Annotated in this window: 10 protein-coding genes; 3 read left to right on the forward strand and 7 right to left on the reverse strand. The window is 33.5% G+C overall.

Annotated elements, in window-relative coordinates; genetic code table 11:
• Positions 1-17: 17 nt before the first annotated feature.
• The 7 genes from A8B35_RS23040 to A8B35_RS14750 form a co-directional block, all read right to left on the reverse strand.
• The gene (locus tag A8B35_RS23040; protein WP_171973219.1) at positions 18-2,123 is read right to left on the reverse strand and encodes a glycosyl transferase family 90; all 2,106 of its coding nucleotides are present in this window, start codon (positions 2,121-2,123) and stop codon (positions 18-20) included.
• Positions 2,124-2,180: 57 nt separating this feature from the next.
• Complete coding sequence (locus A8B35_RS14725; protein ID WP_075603312.1) at positions 2,181-3,200, reverse strand: glycosyltransferase family 9 protein; 1,020 nt, start codon at positions 3,198-3,200, stop codon at positions 2,181-2,183.
• Positions 3,201-3,271: 71 nt separating this feature from the next.
• Positions 3,272-3,529 carry an ATP synthase F1 subunit epsilon gene (atpC, locus tag A8B35_RS14730; RefSeq protein ID WP_075603313.1) on the reverse strand — a complete coding sequence of 86 codons (258 nt, stop codon included), beginning with the start codon at positions 3,527-3,529 and terminating at the stop codon, positions 3,272-3,274.
• Position 3,530: 1 nt separating this feature from the next.
• Positions 3,531-5,039, reverse strand: a complete 1,509-nt coding sequence (gene atpD, locus A8B35_RS14735; protein ID WP_075603314.1) for a F0F1 ATP synthase subunit beta — start codon at positions 5,037-5,039, stop codon at positions 3,531-3,533.
• 131 nt (positions 5,040-5,170) lie between these two features.
• Entirely contained in the window at positions 5,171-6,145 is a 975-nt protein-coding gene (locus A8B35_RS14740; RefSeq protein WP_075603315.1) for a polyprenyl synthetase family protein, read from the reverse strand.
• Positions 6,146-6,147: 2 nt separating this feature from the next.
• Positions 6,148-8,469, reverse strand: coding sequence for an efflux RND transporter permease subunit (locus A8B35_RS14745; RefSeq protein WP_245820795.1), 2,322 nt, complete (start codon positions 8,467-8,469; stop codon positions 6,148-6,150).
• Positions 8,470-8,559: 90 nt separating this feature from the next.
• Positions 8,560-9,582 carry a RidA family protein gene (locus A8B35_RS14750; protein WP_075603317.1) on the reverse strand — a complete coding sequence of 341 codons (1,023 nt, stop codon included), beginning with the start codon at positions 9,580-9,582 and terminating at the stop codon, positions 8,560-8,562.
• 175 nt (positions 9,583-9,757) lie between these two features.
• Between A8B35_RS14750 and A8B35_RS14755 the strand changes: the two genes are divergently transcribed.
• From A8B35_RS14755 to A8B35_RS14765, 3 genes are read left to right on the forward strand one after another with little or no spacing between them, the layout of a single operon-like run.
• Positions 9,758-10,270, forward strand: a complete 513-nt coding sequence (locus tag A8B35_RS14755; RefSeq protein WP_075603318.1) for a YfiR family protein — start codon at positions 9,758-9,760, stop codon at positions 10,268-10,270.
• 22 nt (positions 10,271-10,292) lie between these two features.
• Positions 10,293-11,987, forward strand: a complete 1,695-nt coding sequence (locus A8B35_RS14760; protein WP_075603319.1) for a methyl-accepting chemotaxis protein — start codon at positions 10,293-10,295, stop codon at positions 11,985-11,987.
• Between the two features lie 17 nt (positions 11,988-12,004).
• Positions 12,005-12,310, forward strand: a complete 306-nt coding sequence (locus A8B35_RS14765; RefSeq protein WP_075603320.1) for an STAS domain-containing protein — start codon at positions 12,005-12,007, stop codon at positions 12,308-12,310.
• The last annotated feature ends 9 nt before the right edge of the window (positions 12,311-12,319 follow it).

Raw genomic sequence — 12,319 nt, forward strand, 5'->3', positions numbered from 1 at the left:
GTTACTTTAGCATATAACTATTTAATATTGGTGTTTTTAAAGTACTTTTTTAGCACTAAAGTTGAGATAAGATCTTCTCTCTTTTTATCTCTGAATTGATTTATATAGTTGTTGGCATTAATCCTTATTTCTTCACCTTTTTCTGGGTTTTCTATGTAGTATAATAGCTTCTCCGTAAGGTCAGAATAGTCATCCTTTATTAATATATAATGATAGTCAGGAATTAATTGTCCCTCCATAAACCAAGTTTCAAATTTTGGTTTAGGCATTACTGCAATCGATTTTGAAGACATGATCCACTTCAAGTTTGTAGCAACATCATTTCCTTCTATTGATAATATAAATTTATAGGCTAATTGCTCCTCAATAGTTAATTTTTCAACTTTCCATTCAGTATCAATATCAGCGTCATTTGTATGCCCAATATTACAAAACGGATTATTGAAGTGCTTTTTTAGTACTTCTACCCTCTGCGGTTGGTGTGACCATATATTACCTCTCCAAATAATCTTATTTATTTTATCAAAGAATTTTTTATTGTCTTTAACATATATGAAATGCCTAACCTTATTAAGGTTTAATAAAACTGAGTTGGCATTGTTATCACTAATCGGTCTACTTTTCACAATGCTAGGAAGCTGTGGTATTTCTGTGATATCACCAAACTCATATTTTAATCTATAGCTAGGGTCAAAATAGTGAACATATTTCCACATATCTAAGTAATATGTCTCCATATTATGATCATGGATAAATTCTTTCACACTTTGAGAAGAGTTAGGCAGCTTAGTAATAGTATTTACCTTATTATAATAGTTAACCCTATTATTTATATATTCTTCATCAAATCTATTAAGCGCATTTAGGGTACGCTCTAATTCATGAGGAGCATATGATTTAGAAATCTTGATTCTTATAAAATTCTTAAAATAATACCAAGCTTTTATGTTTTTATGTCTAACGTTTTTTATGGCAGAATATTTCTTCTTTATAGTATCTACTATGGTATAAGGTGCATAACTTTTTTCTTGCAATACCAATTCTTGAAAATAACTATTTACGCTATCAACAGATTGAGATAAGGTAAAGTTATTGTTTACAAATTCTTTGGCTGCACTAGTCATTTGTTTAGCTGCCTCAGGGTTTTCAAATAATTGGTTAAGTTGTTCGTAAATTGATTTTGGATTCTTTGTTTCTATGTATAGCCCTGTTTTATTATTGGCAACAAGTTCCGCAGCTCCATTTACAGGAGTTGTTATTACAGGAACTCCATCAAGCATCGCCTCAAGCAATACATTTGGCATTCCTTCATATAATGAAGCTAATACAAATACATCTGCTTGCTTGAAGAGTGGATATATATTCTTTTGAAAACCTAACAAGAAAACATGATTCTCTAAACCGTTTGAGCGAATGATTCTTTCAAGTTTATGTTGATCTTTACCTGAACCAGCAATAAAAAACTTCCAATCTTTATTATTGATTTTAGCAAATTGAGCTGCTAAGATAAAATATGGGAATCCTTTTTGATCGTCAAGTCTTCCTGCGCTTAATATAATTTTTGTGTTTTCCGATATAGGAGTGATCTTGTTGTAATCAAAAACTGAAGTATCTTCATTTATTTTAATACCATTATAAATTACTCTAACGTAATCCTTATCCCACCAACCATAACTATCGTATATGGTTTTAAGAGATTTTGAATTGGTTAAAATACCATCTGCCAAATGACTAAATGTAACCTTGTATTTCCATTTGTTTTTGATTAGCTGAACACCTTGTCGACCGACTACCATTGGTCTGTTAAAAAGTAGTTTATTGGCTATACCAACAATTCTAATATCCCTGTTAAGGCTGCAAATTGCAATATCAGTTTTGTTGTGTCGAAAATAACTTCTAAGGGTACTAATTGCTTTTATGTCGAAATCAGTATTATAGGATATAGGCATGGTTTCTAAACCAAGTTCTTCCGCTTTTTGTTGGAGAACAGAGTTTTTCCTAACAGCTATTTTTACTTGATGTCCAATGTCAAGTAGCCCTTTTGCTGTTTGAATCATCCATTTTTCACCACCTCCCCATTTGTTTTTACCTATAGAGTTAACAAATAGAATATTTAGTCTCATGTAGTTTGTTTGTTTGATCATCTTATTATTGAGAGCTTTTGGGGTGGTATTATATCCTTAACGAATATTGTGCTCAAAATGAGCAGCAATTTCTTTTATTACTTTTTTAGGTTTGATATCTATCAAACACTTCTTTATTTCTTTAATCTTGCAGTTGGTACTACCATCTTTACTACAAGGTTTACACGTAAGTTCTATTTCAAAAACTTTCATGTTTCTTCCCGATGGGTATCCGAATGCAGAAGGGCCAATTAGTGCAATGCCATGCTTATTAAATAAATCTGCTGCATGCAAAAATCCGGTATCACCACTCAAAACATAATTTGCTTTTGAAGTTATATAAAAACTCTCGTGTAGGGTAGTTTTTCCTGTAAGGTTTAAAACCCTATTTGGGGCTACACTTCTAATGTCCTCACAAAAATGATCATCAGGACCTCCTAGTATGATGAACTTTTTATCGGAGAGTTGCGTAATTACTTCTTGCCAATATTTAACAGGCCATTTTTTTAAGTCGTGTGCAGCAGAAGGAACAAGTGTTACTGTGTTTTGAGTATAACCATTTATTAGTTTTGAGCACTTATTCTCAATTTCATCGGGAAATACCCAATTAGAATCGGGGGTTTCAAAATTATTGATATCCCATTTTCTGATGGGCGACCTAAACGATTCAAAAGCTCTAAATGGGTTGGGAAGTTTGTTGATACCAAATTTAAAAAGTAAGATTCTTTTAATTCGATGCTTGCGTCTGGTTATTAGTTTGGAAGAACTAAGGTTTAAAGGATTTAGAATAGTTTTTACGATGTTAGAGCGGATATTACTATGCGCATCGTAGATATGAGAGTAACCTTCTTTTTTTAGTTGAAAGGCAAGTTTCAGGAGTCCAAGCATTCCTAGCTCTCTGTCAAATTCCCATATTTTATCAATGCGAGGATCAATTTTTATTAACGAAGCTAAATCTTTTCGAACTACCCAATGCAATTCCGTTTTTGGGTGATGGTTTTTAAAGCCTCCTGTAACTGCCATGCATTGGATAATATCTCCAATAGAACTAAATCTGATAATTAAAATCTTTTTCACAATGATGATATTGAAAAACACAAGCCATTATCGAAAGGATAATGGCTTGCAATATAGTTGCGTTATATTTTTTACTTTTTTAATATAGCATCCATTATAATGGTTGCTTTATTGTTTCTGCACTCAAAAATGCCACTTGTGCATTCAAAAAAATGTTCTTTCCCATTTTTACCAATTACTCTGATTGTGCCTTTCTCAAGGTTTGATACTATTGGAGCATGGTTTTTAAGAACTGTAAAGCTACCATTTATTCCCGGAAGTTGAACTAATCCAACATCATTGGAATAAATAATTTTCTCGGGTGTTATAATTTCTAGATTTAAATCCATATTATTTCGCTTCAGCTAATAACTTTTCTCCTTTTGCAATAGCTTCGTCTATAGTTCCCACAAGGTTAAATGCCGCTTCTGGGTATTTATCAACTTCACCATCAATAATCATATTGAAACCTTTAATGGTATCTTCAATACTAACCAAACAACCTTTTAAACCTGTAAATTGCTCAGCAACATGGAATGGCTGCGATAAGAATCGTTGAACTCTACGTGCTCGGTGTACAATTAATTTATCTTCTTCAGATAATTCTTCCATACCTAAAATGGCAATAATATCTTGAAGTTCTTTATAGCGTTGTAAAATTTCTTTTACTCGTTGAGCCGTGTTATAATGCTTATCTCCTACAATATCAGGACTTAGAATACGTGAAGTAGAATCTAATGGATCTACTGCAGGATAAATACCAAGCTCTGAAATTTTACGACTTAAAACTGTTGTAGCATCAAGGTGAGAGAATGTTGTTGCCGGAGCTGGATCCGTTAAATCATCCGCAGGAACATAAACTGCTTGTACCGATGTAATAGAGCCATTCTTAGTTGAGGTGATACGCTCTTGCAATGCGCCCATCTCAGAAGCTAATGTTGGCTGATAACCTACGGCAGAAGGCATACGTCCTAAGAGCGCAGATACCTCAGACCCTGCTTGGGTGAAACGGAAAATATTATCAACAAATAGTAGAATATCCTTTCCAGAACCTTCACCATCTCCATCTCTAAAACTTTCTGCAATACTTAAGCCTGACAGTGCAACTCTAGCACGTGCGCCAGGGGGTTCGTTCATTTGTCCGAAAACCATGGTAACTTTTGAGTCATCTAATGCCTTTTCATCAACTTTAGAAAGATCCCAGCCACCTTGTTCCATATCTTTTTGGAATTCCTCACCGTAATCAACAATTCCAGATTCAATCATTTCTCTTAGTAGGTCATTTCCCTCGCGAGTTCTTTCACCTACACCTGCAAATACAGAAAGACCATCGTACCCTTTGGCAATGTTATTAATCAGTTCTTGAATAAGTACTGTTTTACCTACACCAGCACCTCCGAATAAACCAATTTTACCACCTTTTGAATAAGGCTCGATAAGATCGATTACTTTAATTCCAGTAAATAAAATTTCTGCTTCGGTTGATAAGTCTTCAAATTTAGGAGGATCTTTATGAATTGGGGTACCGCCCTCTTTATCAATATTACCGATCCCATCAATTGGGGTTCCGGTTACATTTAGTAAGCGTCCTTTAACTTTATCTGCTGGAGGCATTAAAATAGGTTGACCTGTTGCAACTACTTTCATACCTCTGGTTAAACCATCAGTTGCATCCATAGAAATACATCTGATTGCGCTTTCTCCAATATGTTGTTGGCACTCAATGGTAATTTTTTCACCATTGTCTCGTACTATTTCAAGTGCATCTAATATTTTAGGAAGTTCACTGTCGTTAAGTTCAAAGCTAACGTCAATAACAGGACCTACAATCTGAATTATTTTACCTTCTACTTGCTTCATATAATGTTATTATTAGCTATCCATCGATTTTTGTGATAGAATATCCGATAGATTAAGGAATAGAACCGCTTTTTGTTTAGCCGATCAAAATAGAAAAAATATTGCAAAACCTTGCAAAAAATAATAGGGTTCTAATTACTTCTGTGCATTAAATTTTTAGCAAAAGAAATTAACTCTTGCTTAGCATTATTATGGATATCTATATTGCTTAAACTATCCATTGCTTTTGAATAATACTCTTCCATTTTTTGTTTAGAAAGCTCATCTACTTTTAATTTCGTATAGAGGTTTTTAACAGCCGTTATTTTTTTATCAGCATCAAATTCTTCTGCTGAAATCCATTTGTTTAACTCTTGGGTTTCGTCTTTATCAGCTTTAGCCCATGCGCTTAATAATAGAAATGTTTTTTTGTTTGCAATAATATCTCCTCCAATTTTTTTGCCAAAGGTTTTAATATCACCAAAACAATCTAAGTAATCATCTTGCAGCTGGAAGGCTAAACCAATGTTTAATCCAAAATTATAAATATTGTTAGCATCTTCTTTTGGAGCGTTGGCTAATATTGCACCTACCTTAAGGCTTCCCGCTAATAGAATGGCTGTTTTTAAACGAATCATTTCAAGGTATTCGTTTGTAGTAACATCCCTTCTGATTTCAAAATCCATGTCGTATTGCTGGCCTTCGCAAACGCCAATGGCCAATTCGTTAAACAGTGCAAATATTTCAGGTAATACTGAATCTTCACAATCACTCAAAAACTGGTAGGCTTTAATCAGCATTGCATCTCCCGAAAGGATAGCTGTATTGGCATTCCATTTTTTATGAACCGCAGGTTGGTTGCGTCTTACATCTGCATTATCCATGATGTCATCATGTAGCAAAGTGAAATTATGAAACACTTCAAGGGCTAATGCGGGTGGCAAACTATTTTTTACATCTCCATTGAAAAGTTGAGTAGCCATTAAACACAAAATAGGTCGAATGCGCTTTCCTCCCATATCGAGAGAATATTTAATGGGCTCGTAAAGTTTAACAGGTTCTTGATCAAAAGAAATCTCCTTTAACTCTGCATTAACAAAGTTTAGTAATTCATTAATATTTAGCATTCTTAAGCGTCTTTTGTGTTCTTCTTTATTCTTAACTCTTCAAGTTCAATGTCTTCATCTTCATCATAAATATGAAGTAATGGTTCTTTGAAGGATTTTGTTGTGATGTATTTTTCTAAGGTTAAGAGGAGCGAAGGTAATAAAATTAAATTTGAGAAAAGTGCAATGAGCAATGTTACAGCAACTAAAATACCTAAAGCTACAGTTCCGCCAAACTCTGAAAAACCAAATATTCCAAAACCAAAGAATAAAATAATTGATGTATAAATCATACTTACTCCTGTTTCTTTTAATGCAAGTACAACTGCGGCTCTAATACTCCAGTTGGTTTCAGTTAGCTCTTGTCGATATTTAGCCAAATAATGGATTGTATCATCAACAGAAATTCCGAACGCAATACTAAATACTAATATTGTTGAAGGTTTTATTGGGATGCCAAAATAACCCATTAATGCCGCAGTCATGATCAGCGGAATTAAATTGGGAATTAAAGAAACAATAACCATTCGTTTTGATGAAAACATCCATGCCATAAATGAGGCTATAAGAATTACCGCGAGAAATAAACTGACAAATAAATTCTTAATTAAATATTGCGTTCCCTTAAAAAATACTACGCTGGCTCCTGTAACAGAGGTGTCAAATTTTGCACTCGGAAATATTTCTTCAATTTCTTTAATGATTTCTTTGTTGATAATCTCCATACGGTTGGTACCGATGTCTTTCATTCTAAAACTCATCCTAGCTTTCTGGCTAAGAGAATCTACAAATGTTTCTATGAGCTCGGTCCCACTTTCCTCATTTTTGGATATGTATGACAGTATGAAGTTACGTTCTTGGTTACTTTTCGGAACGCCATAGTATTTTTCGTTACCATTATAAAAACTTTGGCGCGCAAATTTTACTGCCTGAGTAAGTGAAAGTGCCTTTGAAATATCAGGATGTTGTGCCAATTTGGTTTCTAGCTTATCCATCTTCATTAATGAACTACTCTTTAATACACCTTTAGCTTTTTTTGTATCCACTACAATTTCTAAAGGCATTAAACCATCAAAGTTTTTTTCAAAGAATTTAAGATCAACATAAAGAGGATCATCATGAGGGATATCATCAAGCATATACCCCGTTGTTTTTATTTGAAATATACCAATAACCCCTAAAAACAAAACTACACCTGTAACAGAATAAACCGTAGTTCGATTATTTAAAGCGATATGAACAAACTTATTTACTATTTTATTGACAGCCGTGTTATTTAGGTGGTTAAGGTGTCTTTCTTTTGGTTCGGCTACAAAACTAAATATTATAGGAATTAGTAATAATGATAATAAAAAGACTACCAATATATTGATAGCTGCAATTATACCAAACTCAATAAGTATGCGGCTGCTGGTAAAAACAAAAGTTGCAAAACCAGATGCTGTTGTTAAATTGGTTAAGAAGGTTGCATTACCAATCTTTCGTATAACTCTTTGAAGTGCTTTTATTCTATTACCATGCTGTTTGAATTCTTGATGGTACTTGTTGAGCAGAAATACCGAATTAGGTATGCCAATCACAATAATTAGTGGAGGTATCATACCTGTTAATATGGTTATTTTAAATCCAAGAAGAGCTTGGGTCCCAAGCGCCCAAACCACCGCGATAATAACTACAAGCATTGAGTATATCACAACCTTGAATGATCGGAAGAATAAGAATATGATGAGTGCTGTAATTCCAAGAGCCATAAATATGAACATATTAAGCTCTTTCTTAATCATTTCTGCCGTAATTACCCTAATGTACGGTAACCCAGAATAGTGAATGGAAACGTCTGTTTTGTTAGTGTATTCTGTTCCAGCTTCAACAATTCTATTGATTAGTTCTACCCTAGCCTCGCTTTGAAGAATCTCAGGTTCTAGAGTTATAGCCATTAAGTAGCTGTCAGTTTCTTTGTTATGCAAAACTCCTTCGTAAAAAGGTAGATTTGTATATACTCTTTGCAGTGAGTCTAAAGTGTATTGGCTGTCAATTTCATTATTGAATATTTGAACAGTTTCAAAACGTTTTTTTTCTTTATTTTTAATTAAGTTGTAAGATTCACTAGCTGAGAAGACCGTGCTTACACCATCAATTTCTTGAAGTGACTTAGTTAGATTCTGCCAATTTTTAAAGTTGTCAAGTTCAAAAAAATCTCGGTCCTGAACGCCCAAAACCATTAAGTTACCGTCGTTGCCAAATTGGGCAGTAAATTCTTGTTGTTCAATATATGCCGGATCATCTTTTGGTAAGAGAGGTGCATATTCATATGACATTTGAACATCACCTGCTTTGAACCCCATAAACAGGGTAAGAATAAATATGAGGCTAAGAAAGAATAGTCTATTTCTTAAAATTGTGCGTGCAATAACTGTCCACATTGTATTTTTGCTCTAAAGTGTTATGTTGAGATTTGTAATCCCTTCTATTTGTATTAATTGATTTTTGTGGGCTGAATTGGCACACATGATAGTAAATGGCACAAAAGGTAATGCTTCAGTAATATATTTACTCACAAAATCAAAGTCATTTTCTTCTGTTACTATAACCCGCAAGAATAGCAGGTCTTTTTCAGATAATTCCTTTTTTTGCAAATGAGGATTTAAATTAGCCTGAAGACTCTTTATTTCTTTAATAATATTGAGGATAGTGTTTGTGGTTTGTTGTTTGAGATCTCCTTTGGGGCTTTGATGAATCGTATTTATTTGTGGAGAGGAATTATTAATTATAATACTATTTTTTATTCTCTTGAATGCAGTATTCTCATCGCCGTAGGCTAAAGCACAAATGTCAACAGATAAAATATCGTGATTTGAACCAATATTGATATTTAAGGGTAAACCATTCTTAAATTGAGCACCACCATAATAGAAATCTTTAATCTCATTAAATTCTTTAAGACTATCTTCTGACAATGCACCAATATAATTATTTTGTTTATAGAGGTGCTCAAAGGTCATTTCTTCTGCATCAAGAATCTGCTCTGCAAAATCGAGTGTTTTCTGAATGTTATATACTTTGCTTGTCTCGTTAAAAGAAATTGATCCGGAGAAAAGTTCGGTAGAATTATGATTTTCAACAACTGTGTAATGATGATCAAATAATTGTTTAAACTTTACAACTCCTTCTTTTTTGTTATGCAAAGTTGATTCAATAAGAAAAGGAATGTTTCTGTGTAAAGATATTGGGACTATGGATAACCCAGGGATTTTATCCTTAAAAAACGCTTTGCAATTCTGAAGAGCAGAATCGCTTTCTTTAAAAAAACTGTCCCTTGTTTCTGAGTTGATATAAATGGTGACTTTAATAGTGAAATAATCAGCGTTTTCTTTTTGGAGTGTATCCAAAATAGAAATTAGATTTTCGTTAAAATTATCCCCCTCCTTAGCACTATGTTGTTTTACTAATCGAATCATTCCTAAATATAAATAGAAAAGGCAAATTTATGAGTTTTATCGGTTCATTTGGCAAAACAGTGTAAAAATTATAGGTCTTCTCTTTTTTTAACAAAAAATGTTTGTAATAAGTAACCTAATTGTAACAGCTGCCGTAATACCCTTAGAAAAAACGTAGAACTAATTGTAATTGTTTATGAAAAAAATGGGTGTATTCCTATTTTTCCTTGTTCTTATTCCAAGCCTTAGTTTTGGACAAGTTGAGAAATATAAAGCTGTATTTACATTAAACTTTGTGAGATACATAGGATGGCCAGAAGCAGCTAAAGATGGGGATTTTGTGATTGGTGTGATAAAGGATAGTAGGGTAGCCAGTTGGTTAACAAAGCAGTCTGTAGGTAAGAAATTTGGTTACCAAAATGTAGTTGTTAAGGAGTTTAAATCTATTGATGAATTATCAGCCTGTCAGGTTGTGTTTGTATCTTCATCGCTTAATTATTCAAAGCATGCTGCAACTATAAAAAGTGTAATCGGAAAAAATTCACTCATTATAACAGAGGCTGAAGGGGCAACCAAGCATGGTTCTGTAATTAATTTTGTTGTTAGAGATAATAATTTAAAATTTGAAATTAGTGGTAATAATGCACAAGCTCTCGGACTAAGCATTAGCTCTAAGCTTGAGAATATGGCTGCTGCTATTAAAATGTAGTATTACTTTAATAAATTATTGTATGAAAATTAAACTTAATATAGCTCAGAAATTGATTATTGGTTTTGGGTTAATTTTAGTCGCAATACTAATTAATGGGGTTTCAACTTCTGTTACGCTAAATAATAGTAGAACATTAAGTGAGGAGATTACTAAAATATACAGCCCTTCAGAGAAGTTAATTAGTCAATATCATGATATGTTGGTTAGTTCAAAATCACTTATAAAAAGTTGGGTGTTTATTGATAGGCAGCCTGGGACTTCAGATAAGCAGTCACTTGAGGAGTTGCATTCGAAAAATTATCCTGAGTTATTAAAAAGCTTAGAGTCAATTAAATCAGAATGGAGTGTTGAGAATCAGTTGTTATTTGATTCTTTAAAATTTCAAACAGACGACTTGTTTTTAAAACAGAAATATGTCATGTCGAGCTTAAGTTCGTTTGAGTCGTATGATGATGTTATGGTGATATTTGAAGTGGAGCCAATGGTGCAGGAAGACGGAGAAATCATTATGTTGTGTGATGAATTGACCGTGAGGTTGGAAACCTTAGGGGATGAGTTTGCTACACTTAATGCTAAGGCATTAGAAGATATGGATGCTTCGTTTGGGTGGTTTAATGGTTTTGTAATCATTATGTTGATTGTGCTCGTTTTGGTATCAACTTCTATCGCATACATATTGTATAATAGTGTTGTTAAGCCTTTAAATAAGGGAGTTGCTTTTGCTCAAACTATTGGTGAAGGAGATTTAACAGCGAAGTTAGATATACAACAGGATGACGAGATTGGGCTGTTAGCTGAAGCGCTGAAGACAATGGCGACTAATCTGAAGAGTATTGTTGTTTCGATTAAAGAGAATGCGAATGATTTGGTAACAAACGGCCAAACATTAAAAGATAGTTCAGTGCAATTGTCTAAAGGATCAGCAGATCAGGCTGCTTCAGCGGAAGAGGTTTCTACATCTATTGAGGAGATGGTTGCTAATATCGATCAGAATACAGAGAATGCGGTTGAAACGGAGAAGATTACTGTAGAGACAGCTAGTGATGTTAATGTTGCCGACGGATTATCATCCAAGGCTGCTAATTCAATGCAACTCGTTTCTGAAAAGATTACGATAATTGGCGATATTGCTTTTCAAACAAATATCTTAGCTTTAAATGCAGCAGTTGAAGCTGCAAGGGCAGGAGAGCACGGAAGAGGATTTTCTGTTGTTGCTGCCGAAGTTAGAAAGTTGGCTGAAAGGAGTAAAGTTGCAGCAGATGAAATTCATAGCTTAGTAACTGACGGATTAAAGGTATCTAAAGAGGCCGGAGAAAAATCACGTTTACTTGTTCCCGATATTGAAAAGACAACACAATTAATAAAAGAAATATCAGCAGCTAGTATAGAGCAAAAAACGGGAGCTGAGCAGATAAATATGGCAATGCAACAATTGAACTTAATTACTCAAGAAAATGCTTCGTCTTCCGATGAATTAACGCAAAGCTCTGAGCAATTATCTGTTCTTGCTGATCGTCTTAAGGATGCTGTTGGCTTCTTTACAATTGATGATTCAGATGTGAAAGTTAAATCAGCAGAACCAAAATCTACGGATAGTATTATTCCTAATAAACAAGATAGAGTGCAAGAACGGGAACTTATTAAGCCATCTGCAAGTGGTGAAATAATAAATCTGGATAAGGACTTCAATCTAGATAATTACGAGAAATTTTAATCACAAACTCTATATCAATGGATGCACCATTTAAAATTGATGTTAATAAATCTGATACAGAAACCAATATTGCAGTTTCAGGGGATCTGATAATTAACCATATTGAGAAAATTAAAGAGGTATTTGATAGTTCTATTGATTTTTCTAAGAACTTAATTATAGATTTGAATGGAATTAATAGTATTGATATAACTTTTATTCAATTAATTATTTCACTGAAGAAGTCATTTCAAAGTAGTGATAACCAAATAGTGTTTAAGAATAACTTTAATGATGAGGTTAAAATATTGCTTCAAAATGCAGGTTTTAACAATTTACTTTAAACAATAGAT

It is taken from the genome of Saccharicrinis aurantiacus, assembly GCF_001660705.2.
Classification (GTDB): domain Bacteria; phylum Bacteroidota; class Bacteroidia; order Bacteroidales; family Marinilabiliaceae; genus Saccharicrinis; species Saccharicrinis aurantiacus.

Bases quoted from the DNA above. Each gene is read 5' to 3' on its own strand.
- A8B35_RS14755 (WP_075603318.1), top strand. From the start codon at position 9,758: ATGAAAAAAATGGGTGTATTCCTATTTTTCCTTGTTCTTATTCCAAGC.
- A8B35_RS14745 (WP_245820795.1), bottom strand. From the start codon at position 8,469: ATGGGGTTCAAAGCAGGTGATGTTCAAATGTCATATGAATATGCACCT.
- atpC (WP_075603313.1), bottom strand. From the start codon at position 3,529: ATGGATTTAAATCTAGAAATTATAACACCCGAGAAAATTATTTATTCC.
- A8B35_RS14740 (WP_075603315.1), bottom strand. From the start codon at position 6,145: ATGCTAAATATTAATGAATTACTAAACTTTGTTAATGCAGAGTTAAAG.
- atpD (WP_075603314.1), bottom strand. From the start codon at position 5,039: ATGAAGCAAGTAGAAGGTAAAATAATTCAGATTGTAGGTCCTGTTATT.
- A8B35_RS14760 (WP_075603319.1), top strand. From the start codon at position 10,293: ATGAAAATTAAACTTAATATAGCTCAGAAATTGATTATTGGTTTTGGG.
- A8B35_RS14765 (WP_075603320.1), top strand. From the start codon at position 12,005: ATGGATGCACCATTTAAAATTGATGTTAATAAATCTGATACAGAAACC.
- A8B35_RS14750 (WP_075603317.1), bottom strand. From the start codon at position 9,582: ATGATTCGATTAGTAAAACAACATAGTGCTAAGGAGGGGGATAATTTT.
- A8B35_RS23040 (WP_171973219.1), bottom strand. From the start codon at position 2,123: ATGAGACTAAATATTCTATTTGTTAACTCTATAGGTAAAAACAAATGG.